Source organism: Stenotrophomonas sp. YJH_SMC_79 (assembly GCF_059367995.1).
In genome coordinates this window covers 386,278-404,295 of record NZ_JCAFRK010000004.1, presented here as the reverse complement: position 1 = coordinate 404,295, position 18,018 = coordinate 386,278, and the positions used below count along the sequence as shown (strand labels likewise).

Below are 18,018 nucleotides of genomic sequence, written 5' to 3'. Positions count from 1 at the left end.
GCCATCGTGCGGACGCAGGTCGCCCCCACGGCCCGGATACCGGCCGCAGGCGCAGGCAGATGCCGACGACCTACGTTCCCGTGCCCTGGCAATCCACCCGTTCGCCCCGTGCGCCGGTATCGCGTTCAGGGCCGCCATGGCATCGACCGCCAAAGCGCGTGCGAGCCTGGAGTTTCACCATCATGACCGACAGTACCTTCCGCGTGGCCGATCTGGCCGGCGCTGGCGACGCCTTGCGCGCCGGTGGCGAGCGCGTGCCGACCTGGATCACCAAGGAGGCCGGCAACCGCCGCCTGCCGTTCGAGGCCGAACGCCTGCAGCGCAGCATCGATGCGGTGCATGCCGAGTTCCCGCAGCTGGACGTGAGCGACTACCGCCGCGTAGTGCAGTCGATGGTCGAACGCAAACCGAGCATCAGCGCCGATGACCTGGTCGATCTGCTGATCCGCGAGGCCGAGTCGCGGGTGGACCTGGTCGCACCCGAGTGGGAACAGTTTGCCGCACGCATCTACCTGCGCCGCCTGTACAAGCGTGCCAGCCGCAACCGCTTCTACGACGTCGGCCTGAAGTACGGCTCGTATGTGGGCCTGCAGGAAAGCCTGGCCGACCGCGGCATCTACAGCAACGACATCCTGCGCTGCTATTCCAAGGAAGAGCTGCAGCAGGCCGGCGAGATGATCGATCCGGAGCGCGACCGACTGTTCGCCTACAACGGCCTGTACCTGCTGGCCACGCGCTATCTGGCGAGCGATCGCAGCCGCGAGGTCTACGAGCTGCCGCAGGAGCGTTGGCTGACCATCGCGCTGTACCTCATGCAGGAAGAAAAACCGCGTGAGCGGCGCATGCAGCTGGTCGGCGAGGCGTACTGGGCGCTGTCCAACCTGTACATGACGGTAGCCACACCTACGTTGGCCAACGCCGGCAAGGTGGGGGGGCAACTGTCCAGCTGCTTCATCGACACGGTGGACGACAGCCTGCAGGGCATCTATGACTCCAACACCGATATCGCCCGCGTGTCCAAGCATGGCGGCGGCGTCGGTGCCTACCTGGGCTATGTGCGCAGCAGTGGCGCACCGATCCGCGGCGTGGCCAATTCCTCCGGCGGCGTCGTGCCTTGGATCAAGCAGCTCAACAACACCGCGGTGTCGGTCGACCAGCTTGGCCAGCGCAAGGGCGCGGTGGCGGTGTACCTGGACATCTGGCACCGCGACATCGAAGCGTTCATGGACCTGCGCCTCAACAACGGCGACCAGCGCCTGCGCGCGCACGATGTGTTCACCTCGGTGTGCGTGCCCGACCTGTTCATGGAAGCGGTCGAGCGCCGCGCCGACTGGTACCTGTTCGACCCGCACGAGGTGAAGCAGGCCAAGGGCTGGTACCTGCAGGATTTCTACGACGAGAAGCGCGGCTCAGGCAGCTTCCGCGACCGCTACGCCGAACTGGTGGCGGATGAGCGCATCAGCCGCCGAACGGTGAAGGCCATCGATCTGTTCAAGCGGATCATGCTCAGCCAGCTGGAGACCGGCAACCCGTTCCTGTTCTACCGCGACGAGGTCAATCGCCGGAACCCGAACAAGCACGCGGGCATGATCTATTCCAGCAACCTGTGCACCGAGATCCTGCAGAACATGAGCCCGACGCGGATGATCCAGGAGATCGTCAGCGGCGACCAGATCGTCACCACACGGCGGGCCGGTGACTTCGTGGTCTGCAACCTGTCCTCGATCAACCTCGGTCGAGCGATCAGTGCGCCGGATGACCTGCTGGCCACCGACGTGCTGGAGCGCCTGATCCCGATCCAGGTGCGCATGCTCGACAACGTGATCGATCTCAATGCGCTGCCGGTGCCGCAGGCCACGATCACCAACCGCAAGTACCGCGCCATCGGCCTGGGCACGTTCGGTTGGCATCACCTGCTGGCGCAGCAGGCAATCCAGTGGGAATCACCGGATGCCGAAGAATTGGCCGACCGCCTGTATGAGCGCATCAACTTCCTGACCATCCAGGCCAGCGCGCAGCTGGCGAAGGAGAAGGGCAGCTACCCGATGTTCGCGGGCAGCGACTGGCACAACGGCCGCTACTTCCGTGACCGCGACTACAGCGGCGCTGCGTGGAACAGCCTGGCTCGCGAAGTGGCCACGCATGGCCTGCGCAACGGCTGGCTGCTGGCCGTCGCGCCGAACATGAGCACTGCGCAGATTGCCGGTTCCACCGCCTCCATCGACCCGATCTACAGCGCGTTCTACTACGAGGAAAAGAAGGACTTCCGGCGGCCGGTGGCGGCGCCGGGCCTGTCGCTGGAGACCTGGCCGTACTACGAGAAGGGTGCCTACAAGGTCGACCAGTTCGCCAGCGTGCGCCAGAACGCGCGCCGCCAGCGCCATGTCGACCAGTCGATCAGCTTCAACCTGTACGTGCCCAGCACGATCCGCGCCAGCACCCTGCTGGAGCTGCACCTGAGCGCCTGGCGCGAAGGCCTGAAGACCACCTACTACGTGCGCTCCAACGACATCGACATCAGCGAATGCGAATGGTGCTCCAGCTGATCACCGACGACCCACGGTAGCGCCGGCCGTTGGCCAGCAGCACCGCGTCCAGGGTAGTGCCGGCCGCTGGCCGGCAACCCCGCGATCCACGGTAGTGCCGGCCGCTGGCCGGCAACACGATGGAAAGAGAACGAAGGCAGAAAACCATGGCAACCCCTCTCGACCGCATCAAGATCCTCGAACCACGCCATCCCAACCGCAGCACCGGCATCATCAACGGGCGCACCAGTGGCATCCTCAACTGGAACGACATCCCATACCCGTCGTTCTATCGGGCCTACAAGGAGCTGTCGACCAACTTCTGGATTCCCGACGAGGTCGACATGAAGCTCGATGCCCGCCAGTACGGCGAGCTCAACGCACGCGAAAAGAACGCCTACGACTCCATCATCGGCCTGCTCGCCACGCTCGATTCACCGCAGACGCGCTTCATCTACAACGTGGCCGAGTACATCACCGACCCGGCCGCGCACGCCAACGCGGCGATCATCGGGCAGCAGGAAGTGATCCACAACGAGAGCTACAGCTACGTGCTGGCCTCGATCACCGACCTGCCGAACCAGAACCGCATCTTCGAGATCGCCCGCACCCACCCGACCATCATCAAGCGCAATGCGCCGATCATGGGGGCGTATGACGATTTCATGCGCGAGAAGACCGCCGAGACCCTGCTCAGGTCGTTGATCCAGTCCTCGATCCTGGAGGGCATCAATTTCTATTCCGGGTTCGCGTACTTCTACAACATGGTGCGGCAGAACCGCATGAACGGCACCGGCAAGATCATCAGCTTCATCAACCGCGATGAGCTGGCGCATACCAAGTTCATCAGCGAGCTGATCCGCGCCATCATCGGCGAGAACCCCGAGCTGCAGACCAACGAGCTGACCGCCTACGTGCACCAATCGTTCGAGCACGCCATCGAGCTGGAGACGCAGTGGTCGTCGGAGGTGCTGGATGGCATCGACGGCATCGACGTGGACGAGATGGTGCGCTACGTGAAGTACCGCGCCAACAAGATGGCCGGCATGCTCGGCATCGAGCGCCTGTACAGCGACACCACCGACAACGTGATGCCGTGGATCAAGGCCTACGCCGATAACTTTACCGAAACCAAGACCGACTTCTTCGAGATGCGCAATGCAAGTTACAAGAAGACCAACGTCGACAACGGCTTCGACGACCTCTGAGCCCAGCGCCGCGCTGAGCATCCTGGTGGTGGTCGCCTCGTTGAGCGGCAACACCCGCGAACTCGGCCGGCAGATCGCCGAGCGCTGCCGCGCTGCCGGCCATGCGGTGCATTGGCAGGAGGCGGACGACCTGCGCCAGGCGCCGCCACTGGCGGCCGACGAGGCCGACCTGGTGCTGCTGGGCTGCTGGACTGACAACGCCGGCCGCACGCCGTCGGAGATGAAGGCATGGGTGGCAGGCATCGCCGAGCGCGGCGAGCGGCCACGGCAGCTGGCGGTGTTCGGCACCGGTGAAACGCAGTGGGGGCAGGAGTACTACTGCGGCGCCGTGCACCGGCTGATCCGCTATTTCCGCAGCGACTACCCGCCGCTGCAGATCGAACAGATGCCGCATGGCCAACGCCATGCCGGCGCCATCGAGGCCTGGACCGACGCGGTCCTGGCCCACTATTGGAGCAACACCGATGCAGATCATCGACGCCACCACGCCTGAGCAGTTCCAGCAGCTGTTGGCCGAACACCCGCGGGTGCTGGTGGATTTTCACAAGGACCAGTGCCCGGGGTGCCGGATGCTGGAGATGTCGTTGCACCGGGTGGCCAACAGCGTGGCGGGGCAGGGCACGACCCTGCTGCGCGTGCAGCTGGAAGTGCTGGGTGAGGCGTTCTTCAGGGAGCTGGGGCTGCGGCAGACGCCGACGCTGTCCCTGTTCCGTGACGGTGACGAACGCACGCGCCTGGCCGGGTTCCAGTCGCCGCAGCAGATCGAGGCCGCGATCGCGTTGCATTTGTAGAGCCGAGCCATGCTCGGCTGCTGTTCGCGCGGTGAGCGATGAGTCGAGCATGGCTCGACTCTACAGGAGCATCCACGCATGGCGTGGATCTACTTGGGGCAGGACCGAGCCCGGCGTTTGGCATCACCCGCCGCTGAAGGTATCCACCAGCAGCTTCACGTTCAACACCACGATCACCAGCGCGATCACCCAGGCCATCGCGCCCAGCCAGCGCGGGGCCACCAGCGCGCCCATCGTCACCTTGTCGGTCACGATCCGCACCAACGGGATGATCGCGAACGGCAGCTGCATCGACAGCACCACCTGGCTCAGTACCAGCAGCTTTACCGCGCCCTGGTCGCCGAACAGCATGATCACCACCACCACCGGAATGATGGCCAGCGCCCGCGTGATCAGCCGCCGCAGCCACGGCGGCAGGCGCAGGTGCAGGAAGCCTTCCATCACGATCTGGCCCGCCAGCGTGGCGGTCACTGTCGAATTCAGACCGGAGGCCAGCAGGGCGACCGCGAACAACGTCGCCGCTGCGCCCACGCCCAGCATCGGCGCCAGCAGCTGGTGGGCCTGCTCGATGTCTTCCACATCAAATCGGCCGTTGGCATGGAACACCGCTGCCGCCAGGATCAGGATGCTGGCGTTGATGAACAGTGCAAGGGTCAGCGCAAGGGTGCTGTCGGTCACCGCCCAGCGCAGGGCACTGCGACGGCCCTCGTCGGTGCGCCGATAGGCGCGGGTCTGCACGATGGACGAATGCAGGTACAGGTTGTGTGGCATCACCGTGGCACCAATGATGCCGATCGCGATGTACAGCGCGTGCGGATCAGTCACTACCTGCGCGCGCGGAATGAATCCGCCCAGCACGTCCATCACCGGCGGTGCGGCCAGGGCGATCTGCACCATGAAGCAGCCGAAGATCACCATCAGCAGCGCGATCACGAAGGCTTCCAGTGCCCGGAAGCCGCGGTTCATCAGCAGCAGTACCAGCAGCGTGTCCAGTGCGGTGATCACCGCGCCCCACAGCAGCGGCAGGTCGAACAGCAGCTTCAATGCGATCGCGGTGCCGATCACTTCGGCCAGGTCGCAGGCGATGATCGCCGCCTCGCACAGCGCCCACAGCGCCAGGTTCACCGGCTTCGGGTAACGCGCGCGGCAGGCCTGCGCCAGGTCCATGCCGGTGGCGATGCCAAGCCGCGCCGAGAGTGCCTGCAGGATCACCGCCATCAGGTTGGAAATCAGGATGACCGACAGCAGCAGGTAGCCGAAGCGCGACCCGCCGGCGAGGTCGGTGGCCCAGTTGCCCGGGTCCATGTAGCCGACCGAGATCATGTAGCCCGGGCCGAGGAAGGCCAGCAGGCGGAACCACCAGTGCCCCTTGTCGGGCACCGCCACCGAGGCGTTGAGCGCGCCCAGGCTGGCCGCAGTGGAGGCCGAAGGGTCGCGGGGTGCCAGGGTGTTCATGGGCTCGAATATAGCTCCTGCTATAGTCATTAGCAATGTGAAACAATCGTCTTTATCGCGTTACTGGTCCAGAATTCAGGTTCAACACCGGATCACCCCGGAAGGACAGGCGCAGGCGTGGGCAAGACCGACGATTCGACATCGCTGAAAAGCACCCCCTTGATCGAGGCCGAGCGCCAGGTCGAGAGCTTTCGCCAAGTGCGCGAGGCGCACCGGATGGAGCTGGTGGAGGACTATGTCGAGCTGATCTCGGACCTGCTGGCCGACGGCGGCGAGGCTCGCCAGGTCGACATCGCCACCCGCCTGGGCGTGGCCCAGCCCACGGTGGCGAAGATGCTGCGGCGCCTGGCCCGCGATGGCTGGGTGGTGCAGCGGCCGTACCGCGGCGTGTTCCTGACCCCGGAAGGCGAGGCGCTGGCACATGCCAGTCGCCAGCGTCACCAGACCGTGGAGCGTTTCCTGCTGGCGCTGGGCGTGGACGCCGATACCGCGCGGCGCGATGCCGAGGGCATCGAGCACCATGTGAGCGAGCAGACGCTGGCGTTGTTTGAAGCCTTCGTGCGCAAGGCCGAGGGCGGGGCGCCGTAACGGTAGCGCCGGGCCATGCCCGGCGGCATTTCGCGCGACCCTACAATCCAGGCGGGCAGCGTGCCTGTTCCTGCGCACACGCCTGTTTCGTCCATTCCTTCAATACCGGCTGCAGGCCTTCATAGCGCCGGCCTTGCCAGCCATTGGCCAACACCTTGCCGTCGGCATCGATCAGCACCAGATTCGGCGGTGCCAGCCCGGCCAATGCCTGCAGCGCCGGCATTCGTGCGGCGCGGCGCGGGTCCAGTACCGGCCACGGCATCTCCTGCGCGTGCATGTAGCGGCGCAGCGCGCTCTCGCTCTCATCCAGACTGACGTACACCACTTCGGTATCGGCGCCAGCCTCGCGCAGCGCATCGCGCACGCTGCGCAGCCTGGGTACGAAGGCATGGCACGGTGCACACCAGTCGGCACCGAAGTACAGTGCCACCAGTTTCGGCGGCGGCGTCCACTGCATCGGCCGCAGCGAACGCTGTTCCGGCCGCATCAGCGAGGCCGAGACCTGCGCGTGCAGGTCCGCAGCCATCGCCGGTGCGGCCAGCAGCACGGCACAGGCCAGCAACAGCGCTCGTAGTGGATCAGAACGCATAGCGAAGGTTGACGTACCAGGAGCGCGCGAAACGCGGTCCGTAGACGTAGTCGCTGTCACGCAGCGCGCCCACCTCCAGATCCTTCTGGCGCTGATCGAAGACGTTCTTGACGCCTGCAGCCACCGACACTTCCTGCTGCGCCTGCGCGCCCAGATGCCGGTGCCAGCGCGCACCAAGGTCGGTGACCAGGAACGAACGCGTGCGGTGCAGCTCGCCCAACCGGTTGTTCAGTACCGACATCGGGCCGGTATGGCGCAGCGCGACGAAGGTCTCCCACGGCTCGGCGGGCATCCAGCTGAGCTGGGCCAGACCGGTCCAGCGCGGGGTCTTCAGGTAGTCGCGGCTTTCGATGACGGTGTCGCCACCGTCGCCGGTGTCGTCAAAGATGCGCTGCGGTTCGCGGAAGCGCGAGCGGTACCACGAAGCCCCGGCGGTCAGGCGCCATTGCGGCGACGGCTGCCAACCCAGGTTGGTTTCCGCGCCCAGCACGTTGGAGCCGGAAGCGTTGTAGCGCAGCTGGCTCAGCTGTCCGTCATCGCCGCGCTGGATCTCACCCAGTGCGAAGGTGTCGCGGATGCGCGCATAGGAGGCGGTAGCATCCCAGCTCCACACCGGATTGGCCGGGTCCGAACGCCAGTCGAAGCCGAACAGGGTGGTCAGCGCGCGCTCCTCCTTCAGGCCATCGGTGTTGCGCACGCGCACCTGCTCGCCACCCAGCGTATCGACATGCACGTCCTCGACGAATATCTCCGGTGCACGGAAGCCGGTGGCGACGCCAGCGCGCCATTTCAGGTTCGGCGTGGCCTGCCAGGCCAGCGCGATGCGCGGCGAGAACACCGCGTTGTCCAGCTCCGAGCTCTTGTCCACGCGTGCACCCAGCACCAGATCGACGTTGTCGCGCAGGCTCCACTCGTCCTGGATGAAGGCGCCCAGGTTGTGGAAGGTGGCGTCCTCCAGCACCGCAAGGCGCTGCCCGTCACCGGTGCGGTTGTCGTCGCGCAGTGCCTCGTGCTTGTACTGCACGCCGAAGGCCAGCGCGTGCGCGCCCAACCGCCAGTTCAACTGGCTGTCGATGTAGTGCAGCGGATTGTGGGTGCGGCCGTACTGGCGCCACGAACGCGAGGCCGCGCTGCCGGCTACGTTCGGGTCCAGCTGCGAGGGGTCATAGCCGGGTGCGGACGGATCGGTGACAACGTCGCCCAGACCGCCATAGAAGCTGTCGCGGTCGATGTCGGCGAAGGCGTAGGCCAGGCGGAAATCGACGTCGGCATTGATCTCCTGGTCCCACGACACACTACCTCGCCGGTACTTCGTATCCAGCGATTCGGCGATGTTGGCCAGGTACTCGGGCTGGTCCAGGCGGTTGCCTCCGCGGCGGGTTTCATCGGTCACCTGCAGGTCCAGGCGCAGCCGCGTGCCCGGCGTGGGCGCGTACCAGGCCTGCAGTCCGCCGACCTTGAGGTTCTTGCGGGTGATTTCGGTGTAGCCGTCACCGTTGTAGTCGATGCCGCTGTTCCAGTTGCGCTGGGCAATCACTGAAAGCCCGGCGTCGGCGTCTTTCGCCACCAGGTCCAGGCGCACGTCGGCATTCTTCTGCGGCGTGCCCTTCAGTGCGTCCACGCCGGCCTGCGCATGTCCGCCGCTACGTGCCGGCAGCGGCGGAATCAGGTTGATCACACCGGCCACCGCGCCCGGGCCGTACAGCGCCGAGCCACCGCCCTTGACCACTTCGATGCGATCGACGAACCCGGCCGGAATCTGCTCCAGGCCATAGACGCTGCCAAGCGTGGACAGCAGCGGAATGCCATCGAACAACAGCTGGTTGTACGCTCCCGGCAGGCCCAGCAGCTGCACTTCGCTGGTATTGCAGTTCTGGCAGTTGCTTTCCACGCGCAGGCCGTTGATCAGCTCGGCGGCGCGCGAGAAGTCGGTGGCCGCGCGCAGCGCGATGTCTTCCTTGCGCAGCACTTCGGTGCGGATCGGGACATCGGATAGCAGGCGTTCGCTGCGGGTGGCAGTGCTGACCTTCACCTGCACGCGGTCCAGTTCGGTCGGTCGCGGGGTGGCGGCGAGCGCGGGCAGCGGCAGGGTCAGGGCAATGGCGGCGGCCAGGGGCAGCCGATGGAAGAGGGGTGTGGCAACGGGCATGAGGGCGTCGTCCTTGGGGGAAGAAAGGCGGCGAGGGCGACCTGGCTGACGCATATAAAAGCAGTGGCTTATGAATATAGCAAGTGCTATATAACGAAGCCGAAGCAATTCCGAGTGGAGCGCCGGCCGAGTCACATCATGGTTGTGTTATAACATTACACGCAGGGGCCTAACCCTGCCGGTGGTCATGTCCGGAGGATGGAGTTGCCGTGCGGGCAGAGAGGCTGGAGTCAGAGCCCCTTCCTTTGGAAAGGGATCCGACCCCAGGGGGCGATCGTCAGCCGCGGCGGAACGCGGCGGGGGTACGGGCGCCGACGATGATCATGCGGATCATCGTGGAGATCTGTTCAACCAGTTCCGGATCCTTTTCCGGCGGCAGGTCCATGGCGGTAGCGCCCATCGCGAACACCAGCCGGGTGATGGCCTTGGCCACCAGTTCCGGGGCATGCAGCACGGCGCCATCCAGTGCGGCCAGGCGCACCAGGTCGTGCTGCAGCTCTTCCTCGAAGTAGTGCAGCTCGCGTTCGACCGCGTGCTTGAAGTCGTCCGAGCCGACTGCACCCTCGCGGAGCAGTACGTGCAGCAGCTTGTCGTCGGCGCGCAGCTGTTCCATGAACGTTTCCACCGATACGCGCACCACGCTGGTGGCGGTGGAGGTGGCGCGCTGGCGGGCTTCGCCGATGATCGTGCGCAGCGAGCGGCCGGCGACGTCGATCAGGGCCACGGCCAGTTCGTCCATGTCGCGGAACTGCCGGTAGAAGCTGTTCGGGGCAATGCCCGCTTCGCGCGCGACTTCGCGCAGGCTCAGCGTGGACAGGCTGCGGTGCGGGCCGATCAGTTTCAGGGCGGCGGCCAACAGGTCTTCGCGGCTCACCGTACGGCGGGCCGGGCTGTTGGCATCTTCGGGCGTCGACAAGGCGGTGGCGGCGGCCATGGGGGTTCCGGTGGGGCGAGGCTGAATCATACCCAATCCGGTTCAATATACACATGTATACACAGGTGTATGTGCGCCCGTATAGTTCGCTCATGAGCGCTGTCGTCCGTCCGTCCCTGTTCTCTCCGTACCGCTGGGTCTCGCCGTCGCTGTTCGATTTCTGGGCGGGCCAGCTCAATCCCCTGTGGACCCTGCGCGAGCCGGTGGCCCGCCTGGTCCGGCGTGAGCCGGCCGGCGAGGGCGCGGCGACCCTGGTCCTGCGCACCAACCGGCACTGGGCCGGCATGCGCGCTGGCCAGCACGTCACCCTCGGCGTCGAGATTGAAGGACGCCTGTGGCAGCGCAGCTACAGTCCTACCGCACTGGGTCGGCGCGAGCTGGCGATCACCGTCAAGGCGATCGACGGCGGCCGGGTCAGCCAGCATCTGGTCAACCACGCGCAGCCGGGCGAACTGTTCCGCCTCGATGCCGCCTTCGGCGAGTTCCATATGCCGGCCGCGGCGCCGGTGCTGCTGCTGGCGGCCGGCAGCGGCATCACGCCGATGCGCAGCCTGTTGCGCGAGGCCTGCCAGCGCCCGCTGGCGGCGCCGGTGGACCTGTTCTACTGGGAGCGCACCGCCGCCCATCTGCAGTTCCGTGATGAACTGCAGGCGCTGGCCGCAGCGCATCCGAACCTGCGCGTGCACCTGCTGACCACCCGCGAAGGTGAGGCGCCGGCCGCGCGCATCGATACCCACGATCTGCAGGTGGCGGGCGATGACACGCCGCTGGCGCAGCGCCATGTGCTGGCCTGCGGCCCGGATGGGTTCGTTGCCGCCGCGCGCGAACGCCTGGCGCACCAGGTGGCCGGCTTCCACGCCGAAGCCTTCACCCCGCCGGCGCCGCTGCGCGATGCCAGCAGTGAGGGTGAAGTGTCGCTGACCCTGGCCCGCAGTGGCCGCCAGCTGAGCGTGCCACGTGGCCGCTCGCTGCTGGAAAGCCTGGAAGCGCATGGCATCAAGCCCAAGCACGGTTGCCGCATGGGCATCTGCAACACCTGCACCTGTGATCGCGTCAGTGGCGCCACCCGCCACCTGCGCACCGGCGACCTGCAGTCCGAATCGGCACAGCCGGTGCGGATCTGCGTGAGCGCACCGACCACCGACCTGACCCTGGATCTCTGAGGACGCCTGCCATGACCCGCGCTACCGACCGTGCCTTGAGTACTGCCGAGATGCATGCCTTCGGCGAGGAACTCGACGCGATCCGCGACCGTGTGATCGACAGCCTCGGTGCCTCCGATACCCGCTATATCCGCCGCGTGGCCGCCGCCGTGCGCTGGTTCGGCGTGGGCGGCCGTGGCCTGCTGTTCCTGGCGGCGTTCTCGCCGCTGTTCTGGATGCCGCTGCTGTGGCCGGCCGCGATCACCGGCACGCTGCTGCTGGCGCTGTCCAAGATCCTGGAGAACATGGAACTGGGCCACAACGTGATGCACGGCCAGTTCGACTGGACCGGCGACCCCAAGCTCAACGGCAATACCTACGAGTGGGACATCGTTGCCACCGCCGACAACTGGCGCAAGACCCACAATTTCCGCCACCACACCTACACCAATGTGCGCGGCATGGACGATGACATCGGCTACGGCCTGCTGCGCATCTTCCCGGAACAGCGCTGGAAGCCGTTCTACCTGCTGCAGCCGATCATCGCGCCGATCTTCGCGCTGCTGTTCCAGTGGGGCGTGGCCGCGCAGGACCTGCGCCTGGGCCGTTGGCTGAAGGGGCGTATCAGTGGCCGTGCGATGTGGCTGCAGACCCGCCCGGTGGCGCGGAAAATGGCCCGCCAGGTGCTGAAGGACTACGTGTTCTTCCCGCTGTTGGCCGGCCCGTTCTTCCTCACCGTGATGCTGGGCAACATGGTGGCCAACGGCCTGCGCAACATCTGGACCTACGTGATCATCTTCTGCGGGCACTTCACCGCCGAATCGGAAACCTTCCCGAAGGAGTGCCTGCGCAATGAATCGCGTGGCCACTGGTACCTGCGCCAGCTGCGCGGTTCGTCCAACATCAGCGGCGGCTTCCTGATCAACGTGCTGTCGGGCAACCTCAGCCACCAGATCGAGCACCACTTCTACCCGGACCTGCCGGCCAACCGCTATGCGGCCATTGCCAAGGAAGTGAAGGACATCTGCCGCCGCTACGGCCAGCACTACAACAACGGCTCGCTGCCGCGCCAGTTCGGCCAGGTGGTCTGGCGCATCCTGCGCCACGCGTTCCCGAGCAAGCCGCGCCGCCTGCCGATGTCGGACATCATGTCCGCACCGGCATCGGCCAACGCGGGCTGATCGACTCAGCCCGCTTTCGCCAGGTCCGCCTGCTCGCGGTCCAGGCGTCGCAGGAACACCTGCATTTCCTTGCGTGCCTGCTGGTCGCCCTTGCTGCCGGCCACGCTCAGGCCGCGTTGCCATGCTTCGCGCGCCGCCTGCGGCTGGCCACTGGCCAGCCAGGCTTTGCCCAGCAGCTTCCAGGCCGCCGAGTACTGCGGATCAAGAACCACGCAACGGCCCAGATGGGTCGCCGCGCGTACCGGGTTGCCGGCATCCAGCCAGCCCTTGCCCAGGCCGAAGCGCAGCAGTGCGCCGTCCTTGCCGTTGGCAAGCATGCATTCCAGGGCTTCGATGTTCATCAACGCACCTCCACCAGCAGTTCGGTGGGACCGGGCTGGAAGCGGCCACGATGGAACAGCAGCGGGGCGCCGCCGTTCTCGTGAACCTCGATGATGCGTCCGGCCAGCAGCAGGTGATCGCCCACCGGCCACATCGCGTGGCGGGTACAGGTGAGATGGGCGACCGCACCGGCGATGCGCGGTGGGGCGTCCTCGCCGTCATCCAGCAATGCCAGGCCGTCGAAGCGGTTGCGTACCTGCGGATCGGCGAAGCGCCGGGCCAGCGTTTCCTGGTCGGCCGCCAGCACGCTGATCGCAAAGCGGGTGGCGCGCTGGAAGGTGGACAGACTCTGCGCGTGCAACGCCAGGTTCCATAGCACCAGGGGCGGCTGCAATGACACCGGCACGAACGAATTGATGGTCAGGCCGATGGGCTTGCCCTGCGCGTCGCGCGTGCAGACGATGGCCACGCCGGTAGGAAAGTGGCCGAGCAGCCGCCGCAGGGCACGCGGCGGCATCTCGACCGACGGCACCGGCGCCGGGGCGGGGAAGACCCCCGCCCACGGCCCGGCGTACGGCAGTGTCTCGGCGCTCATGAGGCCCTGGCCTGGCGGTAGCGCCGGCCGACCTCGGCCCAGTTGATGATGTTGAAGAACGCACCGATGTAGTCCGGGCGACGGTTCTGGTAGTGCAGGTAGTAGGCGTGTTCCCAGACATCCAGTGCGAGGATCGGGGTGTTGCCGGACAGGCCAACGGCTGCACCCATCAGCGGGCTGTCCTGGTTGGCGCTGCTTTCCACCTGCAGGCGGCCATCGCGATCGCTGGTCAGCCAGGCCCAGCCGCTGCCGAAGCGGGTCTGCGCCGCCTTGGTGAAGGCATCCTTGAAGGCATCGAAGCCGCCAAGATCGCGGTCGATGGCGGCGGCCAGCTCATCATCGGGTGCACCACCGTTGGTGCTGAGTACGGTCCAGAACAGGCTGTGGTTGGCGTGGCCACCGCCGTTGTTGCGGATGGCGCCGCGCTGGGCCTCGGGCACGGTATCGAGCCGGGCGATCAGTGCCTCGACCGGCTGCTCGGCGATGCCGGCCTGCTCGATGGCGGCGTTGAGGTTGTTGACGTAGGTCTGGTGGTGCTTGCTGTGGTGGATCTCCATCGTCCGCGCATCGAAGTGCGGCTCGAGGGCGTCGTAGGCGTAGGGGAGCGGGGGAAGCGAGTACGACATCGAAGCAATCTCCGTGGGGAAGGCCAGAGGGGCTGGCCGTGGGGAGATCGTTATCGCACCTCAACATTGGTTGAGGTCAAGGGGAAGGATTGAAATGCGTGAAAGGGAGCAAGAGCGGCATGGTAGTGCCGGCCGCTGGCCGGCAATCAGCGAAGGTCGGGTTGCCGGCCAGCGGCCGGCACTACCAGAACCCGCTTTTCGAACCTCACCGGCGCGCTGATGTGCCCGCCGCCAGCGTTTTCATCAACTCAGCTCAACCAGTCCTTGCACGCACCATCCACCGGGTCACCGCATGCCTGCTGCATCCGCTGCTGCAGCCGCGCCAGCGTCTCCGCACCCTGGTGCTTGCCGCTCCACGTCTTCAACTGCCCGGCCAGGCGCTCGAAGCGCTGGCGGGTACGCTGGTGGTAACCCGACGGCTGCGCTTCCAGTTCGGCGATCAGCGATGCGGTGGCCTGCTCGATGCGTGGTGCGTCGTCCGGCGCCAGCTTCAGCAGGCCCTCCACGTACAGCACGCCCCATTGCACGCGGGTGGCCGGGCCCTGGGCACCGTCGTAGGCACGCTTCAACCACTCCAGCGCACCGGCGGTGTCGCCGCGCTGCTCGGCCAGTTCGGCCAGCTCGGGCATGTAGTAGTACGGCTGCTCGCTGCGCCTCAGCTCGGCCAGCAACAGCGCCTCGGCACCTGCGTCGTCACCGACCTGGCGCAGGGCATAGACCGCGCTGCTGATCGTGGCCTGGCGTGCATGCGCATCGGTGGCGGCGGCATCGGCAGCAGCCACGCGCTGCTTGACCCGATCAACCAGCGCGGCGGGCAATCCACCCTTCGGCTGCTGCTGGCGGGCAAGGGATACTTCGGTCAGCGCACGCGACAACGCGTCGTCGGCGCGGTCGCCGCGCTCGGCATCTGCGCGCTCCAGCGCGACCAGCAGCTGCTGTCCCAGCGTATTGCTGGTGGCCGGCCCGGCACTGGCCTGCTTGACCAGCTGCACGCCTGCATAGCCCAGCAACTCACGGTTGCGGCGCACTTCCGCCGGTTGCGCCAGCACCGCCTGCAGCAGCTCGCGTACTTCGGTGGGCGAGGCATCGGGCTTTTCGGCCGTTGCCAAGGCAAGCAGCGCGAAGCGGCGCTGCAGGGCGGCATCCGGTGCGGTTCTGGCAAGCTGGCGCAGCACGTCGGCACTCTTGCGCTCACCGGCCAGGCGATTGGCGTCCACTTCCCAGCCGTAGTCGCCCAGCACCTGCCAATCCTCGGCGGCCAGCCTGTCCGGCGTGGCGAGCGCGGTGGCCAGCGTAGCGGCGACCGCGCTGCGACGGCCGGCGGCCACGGTCAATGCGCGGGTCAGTTCGGCCGCATCGTTTCCACCGGCTACACGGGTGATTTCGTTGCGCTGTGGGTCCAGCACGATCAGGGTCGGATAGCCGCGTACGCCGAAGCGCTCGCCCCAGGCCTGCGCACCTTCCTCGTCGCCGTCCAGGTAGACGGGAACGAATTTGCTGGTCAGCGCGATGAAGGCCGGGTCCTTGAACAGGCCCGCCTTGAGCTGGTTGCACGGCGGGCACCAGACCGCGCCCCAGTACAGCAGCACCGGCTTGCCGCTGTCGGCGGCTTCGGCGAAGGCATCGTCCACATCGCCCTGGCGCCAGGAGATTTCCTTGGCCAACGCGGGCGCCTCGGCGGAGTTGGCGGTGGAAACCGGGGCCGGGGTGCAGGCGCTCAGCGCCGAAGCCAGCAGCAACACGGAAAGCGCGACGCGCATCGGCAGCATCTCGAAGGGCAGGGTGACAGGCCATTGTAGGAACCGCCGGGGGGCCTGCTGATTCAGTTTGCTTATGACGGGCGTGCTGCAGGGCATGACGCCCACCGGGCATCGCCGGGCAACGCCGGGCGGATGCCTTCAGGTCGCTGCCCGCACCATCTGCTGATACACCAACCCATTGAACTCGCCGACCTCGCCGTCCAGCGCGAAGCCGTAGCGCAGGTAGGTTGGCACTGCATTGAGCGAGGCGCGCACGGTCACGACCGGCTCGCGCACCTGCGGAAGCACCGCCTCGAACAAAGCATGGCCGATGCCTTGGCCTTGGCAGGCGGGATCGACGAACAGCATCGCCAGGTGCCGGCCTTCCTTCAGTTCGATCACGCCGACGACGCGACCGTCCTGCTCGGCCACCAGGATGTGGTTGTCACCCTGCAGGCGCGCGCCGAACGCTTCGGCGGCGGCAACACTGCCGAAGGTGGCGATGCCGGCCGCACTGAGCGAAGGCGCCACCGCCGCAGTGAACGCAGCCAGGCACACCGCGCTGATCGCGGGCAGGTCATCGACGTGGGCAGGGCGGATCCTCGGCATGCAGTGTTCTTCCGGTGGTGGGGGGCGCGTCATCGTTGCCGCAGGCCTGCACGCTAAGCTGGCGGCATGAGTGATTTCAATCCTGCTTACGCTGCCTTGTTTCCGCAGCAGGGCCTGAGCCTGGGCCTGATGACGCCGGTGGCGTCACATGGGCTGGCCGATCCGCATGAAGCCCGACGCATCGCACGACTGGCCGATGACCTGGGCTTTGCCGCGTTGTGGACGCGTGATGTCCCGCTGATGGTGCCGCAGGGTCCGGACGCGACAGCGAGCGCGCTGGACGATCCGTTCCTGTGGCTGGGCATGCTGGCCGCCGCGACCGAGCGCATCGTGGTCGGCAGCGCGGCCATCGTGCTGCCATTGCGGCAGCCGCTGCAGGTGGCGAAATCGGCCTTGAGCCTGGACCGGATCAGCGGCGGACGCTTCGTGCTGGGCCTGGGTTCGGGTGACCGCCCGGAAGAATTCGCCGCATTCGGCGAGGATCTGGAGGGCAGGGCGGCGACCTTCCGTGAGCGCTGGACCTTGTTGCGCGCGGCGCTGTCACCGGAGGCCGATGAGCGGACCGCCGTAGTGCGGGCGACCGGTGGCTTCGACGTGCTGCCGGCGCCGGCAGCCCGCATTCCGATGCTGGTGGTGGGCACTGCACGGCAGAGCTTGCAGTGGATCGCGCGCGAGGCCGAAGGCTGGGCCACCTATCATCGCGAGGAGGCCGCGCAGGAGGGGCGCATCGGCCTGTGGCAGCAGGCGCTGGCGCAACGCGGCGGCCCAGGCAAGCCGTTCGTGCAGTCGATGCTGCTGGATCTGCAGGCCGATCCGCAGGCGCCCGCCGAGCCGCTGCCGCTGGGCCTGAAGGTCGGCCGCGATGGCCTGCGTGACTACCTGCTGCGCGTGCATGCGCAGGGCGTGGCGCACGTGATGTTCAACCTGGTCGACAACGGGCGGCCGATGGACGCGGTGCTGCGTGAGATCGGGGAGCAGGTTCTGCCGCATGTGCTCCGGTAGGTGTCCTCCTTGGTGGACACGCTCCAGCAGTCGAGCACGGCTCGACTCTACATGGGGTTCGCATCTGCGTATCATTCGCATTTGATATCCCGATGCCGGAGCTTCGCGTGACCCAACGTTCCCCCATGCACCCGACCGGACGCCTGTTCGCGGCTGTCGCTTTCATCGAGGCCGTGACCTGGGCCGGCCTGCTCATCGGCATGTGGATGAAGTACGGTCCGATGGCCAACGCGGCGCTGGTGAAGCTGTTCGGGCCGCTGCACGGCGCGGCCTTCCTGGTCTACGTGGCAGTCACCCTGTTCGCGGCGGTGCGCCTGCGCTGGCCGTGGTGGGCCAGTGCGCTGGCGCTGCTGGCAGCCATCCCGCCGCTGGTGACGCTGCCGCTGGAATGGTGGTTCAAGCGCCGTGGCCTGCTGGGTCTGCGTGCAATGCGCTGAACCCACTGTTGCATGCCCATTCAAGAGAATGGGTATCAAATGCAAATACGAGCCGTTATCATTTAAGGATGGTGTCTGGTCCTGAGCAGGGCCGGTGCCGGGTAGGGCGCGCAGGTGCGCCCGCCCA

The 18,018-nt window shown here is 66.7% G+C and carries 18 protein-coding genes; 9 read left to right on the top strand and 9 right to left on the bottom strand.

All coding sequences use genetic code 11. The annotated features are described in order from the left end of the window. Nucleotides 1-182 precede the first annotated feature (182 nt). From AC5P57_RS17160 to AC5P57_RS17145, 4 genes are all read left to right on the top strand, one after another. A complete protein-coding gene (locus AC5P57_RS17160; RefSeq protein WP_262234988.1) occupies nt 183-2,546 on the top strand; it encodes a ribonucleoside-diphosphate reductase subunit alpha in 2,364 nt (787 codons plus the stop codon). 146 nt (nt 2,547-2,692) lie between these two features. After that, on the top strand, nt 2,693-3,733 hold the full coding sequence (locus AC5P57_RS17155; RefSeq protein WP_099553336.1) for a ribonucleotide-diphosphate reductase subunit beta: 1,041 nt from the start codon (nt 2,693-2,695) through the stop codon (nt 3,731-3,733). A 25-nt stretch (nt 3,734-3,758) separates the two neighbouring features. Beyond that, the gene (locus AC5P57_RS17150) at nt 3,759-4,226 is read left to right on the top strand and encodes a flavodoxin (protein WP_262234989.1); all 468 of its coding nucleotides are present in this window, start codon (nt 3,759-3,761) and stop codon (nt 4,224-4,226) included. After that, the gene (locus AC5P57_RS17145; protein WP_005409967.1) at nt 4,198-4,524 is read left to right on the top strand and encodes a thioredoxin family protein; all 327 of its coding nucleotides are present in this window, start codon (nt 4,198-4,200) and stop codon (nt 4,522-4,524) included. The genes AC5P57_RS17150 and AC5P57_RS17145 overlap by 29 nt, the downstream gene beginning before the upstream one ends. Before the next feature lie 123 nt (nt 4,525-4,647). Here the strand turns inward: AC5P57_RS17145 and AC5P57_RS17140 are convergent, their stop codons facing one another. Next, nucleotides 4,648-5,979, bottom strand: a complete 1,332-nt coding sequence (locus tag AC5P57_RS17140) for an Nramp family divalent metal transporter (protein WP_262234990.1) — start codon at nt 5,977-5,979, stop codon at nt 4,648-4,650. 117 nt (nt 5,980-6,096) lie between these two features. Between AC5P57_RS17140 and mntR the strand changes: the two genes are divergently transcribed. Next, nucleotides 6,097-6,567, top strand: a complete 471-nt coding sequence (mntR, locus tag AC5P57_RS17135; RefSeq protein WP_005413716.1) for a manganese-binding transcriptional regulator MntR — start codon at nt 6,097-6,099, stop codon at nt 6,565-6,567. Between the two features lie 40 nt (nt 6,568-6,607). Here the strand turns inward: mntR and AC5P57_RS17130 are convergent, their stop codons facing one another. The 3 genes from AC5P57_RS17130 to fabR form a co-directional block, all read right to left on the bottom strand. After that, nucleotides 6,608-7,156 carry a thioredoxin-like domain-containing protein gene (locus AC5P57_RS17130; protein ID WP_262234991.1) on the bottom strand — a complete coding sequence of 183 codons (549 nt, stop codon included), beginning with the start codon at nt 7,154-7,156 and terminating at the stop codon, nt 6,608-6,610. Further along, on the bottom strand, nt 7,146-9,305 hold the full coding sequence (locus tag AC5P57_RS17125) for a TonB-dependent receptor plug domain-containing protein (RefSeq protein WP_099553341.1): 2,160 nt from the start codon (nt 9,303-9,305) through the stop codon (nt 7,146-7,148). The genes AC5P57_RS17130 and AC5P57_RS17125 overlap by 11 nt, the downstream gene beginning before the upstream one ends. Nucleotides 9,306-9,582: 277 nt before the next feature. After that, complete coding sequence (gene fabR / locus AC5P57_RS17120; protein WP_262234992.1) at nt 9,583-10,239, bottom strand: HTH-type transcriptional repressor FabR; 657 nt, start codon at nt 10,237-10,239, stop codon at nt 9,583-9,585. 92 nt (nt 10,240-10,331) lie between these two features. Between fabR and AC5P57_RS17115 the strand changes: the two genes are divergently transcribed. Both AC5P57_RS17115 and AC5P57_RS17110 read left to right on the top strand, forming a co-directional pair. Further along, nucleotides 10,332-11,402: a ferredoxin reductase gene (locus AC5P57_RS17115; RefSeq protein ID WP_495219676.1), complete on the top strand. Its 1,071-nt coding sequence runs from the start codon at nt 10,332-10,334 to the stop codon at nt 11,400-11,402. 11 nt (nt 11,403-11,413) lie between these two features. Continuing rightward, entirely contained in the window at nt 11,414-12,562 is a 1,149-nt protein-coding gene (locus tag AC5P57_RS17110; protein ID WP_099553346.1) for a fatty acid desaturase family protein, read from the top strand. A gap of 5 nt (nt 12,563-12,567) precedes the next feature. Here the strand turns inward: AC5P57_RS17110 and AC5P57_RS17105 are convergent, their stop codons facing one another. The 5 genes from AC5P57_RS17105 to AC5P57_RS17085 form a co-directional block, all read right to left on the bottom strand. Next, the gene (locus AC5P57_RS17105) at nt 12,568-12,903 is read right to left on the bottom strand and encodes a tetratricopeptide repeat protein (protein ID WP_142806168.1); all 336 of its coding nucleotides are present in this window, start codon (nt 12,901-12,903) and stop codon (nt 12,568-12,570) included. Next, on the bottom strand, nt 12,903-13,478 hold the full coding sequence (locus AC5P57_RS17100) for a flavin reductase family protein (RefSeq protein ID WP_099553348.1): 576 nt from the start codon (nt 13,476-13,478) through the stop codon (nt 12,903-12,905). The genes AC5P57_RS17105 and AC5P57_RS17100 overlap by 1 nt, the downstream gene beginning before the upstream one ends. Next, nucleotides 13,475-14,104: a superoxide dismutase gene (locus AC5P57_RS17095; protein WP_099553350.1), complete on the bottom strand. Its 630-nt coding sequence runs from the start codon at nt 14,102-14,104 to the stop codon at nt 13,475-13,477. Before AC5P57_RS17095 ends, AC5P57_RS17100 begins: the two co-directional genes overlap by 4 nt. 248 nt (nt 14,105-14,352) lie before the next feature. Continuing rightward, nucleotides 14,353-15,873 carry a thioredoxin family protein gene (locus tag AC5P57_RS17090; protein WP_142806166.1) on the bottom strand — a complete coding sequence of 507 codons (1,521 nt, stop codon included), beginning with the start codon at nt 15,871-15,873 and terminating at the stop codon, nt 14,353-14,355. Between the two features lie 129 nt (nt 15,874-16,002). Continuing rightward, nucleotides 16,003-16,452: a GNAT family N-acetyltransferase gene (locus AC5P57_RS17085; RefSeq protein WP_262234993.1), complete on the bottom strand. Its 450-nt coding sequence runs from the start codon at nt 16,450-16,452 to the stop codon at nt 16,003-16,005. A gap of 66 nt (nt 16,453-16,518) precedes the next feature. Between AC5P57_RS17085 and AC5P57_RS17080 the strand changes: the two genes are divergently transcribed. Both AC5P57_RS17080 and AC5P57_RS17075 read left to right on the top strand, forming a co-directional pair. Then, on the top strand, nt 16,519-17,454 hold the full coding sequence (locus tag AC5P57_RS17080) for a TIGR03571 family LLM class oxidoreductase (protein WP_262234994.1): 936 nt from the start codon (nt 16,519-16,521) through the stop codon (nt 17,452-17,454). Nucleotides 17,455-17,579: 125 nt separating this feature from the next. After that, nucleotides 17,580-17,891, top strand: coding sequence for a DUF3817 domain-containing protein (locus tag AC5P57_RS17075; protein WP_262235185.1), 312 nt, complete (start codon nt 17,580-17,582; stop codon nt 17,889-17,891). Nucleotides 17,892-18,018: the final 127 nt, after the last annotated feature.

Coding starts and splice junctions, on each gene's coding strand:
- AC5P57_RS17160 (WP_262234988.1), top strand. CDS start 183: ATGACCGACAGTACCTTCCGCGTGGCCGATCTGGCCGGCGCTGGCGAC.
- AC5P57_RS17155 (WP_099553336.1), top strand. CDS start 2,693: ATGGCAACCCCTCTCGACCGCATCAAGATCCTCGAACCACGCCATCCC.
- AC5P57_RS17145 (WP_005409967.1), top strand. CDS start 4,198: ATGCAGATCATCGACGCCACCACGCCTGAGCAGTTCCAGCAGCTGTTG.
- AC5P57_RS17140 (WP_262234990.1), bottom strand. CDS start 5,979: ATGAACACCCTGGCACCCCGCGACCCTTCGGCCTCCACTGCGGCCAGC.
- AC5P57_RS17130 (WP_262234991.1), bottom strand. CDS start 7,156: ATGCGTTCTGATCCACTACGAGCGCTGTTGCTGGCCTGTGCCGTGCTG.
- AC5P57_RS17125 (WP_099553341.1), bottom strand. CDS start 9,305: ATGCCCGTTGCCACACCCCTCTTCCATCGGCTGCCCCTGGCCGCCGCC.
- fabR (WP_262234992.1), bottom strand. CDS start 10,239: ATGGCCGCCGCCACCGCCTTGTCGACGCCCGAAGATGCCAACAGCCCG.
- AC5P57_RS17115 (WP_495219676.1), top strand. CDS start 10,332: ATGAGCGCTGTCGTCCGTCCGTCCCTGTTCTCTCCGTACCGCTGGGTC.
- AC5P57_RS17110 (WP_099553346.1), top strand. CDS start 11,414: ATGACCCGCGCTACCGACCGTGCCTTGAGTACTGCCGAGATGCATGCC.
- AC5P57_RS17105 (WP_142806168.1), bottom strand. CDS start 12,903: ATGAACATCGAAGCCCTGGAATGCATGCTTGCCAACGGCAAGGACGGC.
- AC5P57_RS17100 (WP_099553348.1), bottom strand. CDS start 13,478: ATGAGCGCCGAGACACTGCCGTACGCCGGGCCGTGGGCGGGGGTCTTC.
- AC5P57_RS17095 (WP_099553350.1), bottom strand. CDS start 14,104: ATGTCGTACTCGCTTCCCCCGCTCCCCTACGCCTACGACGCCCTCGAG.
- AC5P57_RS17090 (WP_142806166.1), bottom strand. CDS start 15,873: ATGCTGCCGATGCGCGTCGCGCTTTCCGTGTTGCTGCTGGCTTCGGCG.
- AC5P57_RS17085 (WP_262234993.1), bottom strand. CDS start 16,452: ATGCCGAGGATCCGCCCTGCCCACGTCGATGACCTGCCCGCGATCAGC.
- AC5P57_RS17080 (WP_262234994.1), top strand. CDS start 16,519: ATGAGTGATTTCAATCCTGCTTACGCTGCCTTGTTTCCGCAGCAGGGC.
- AC5P57_RS17075 (WP_262235185.1), top strand. CDS start 17,580: ATGCACCCGACCGGACGCCTGTTCGCGGCTGTCGCTTTCATCGAGGCC.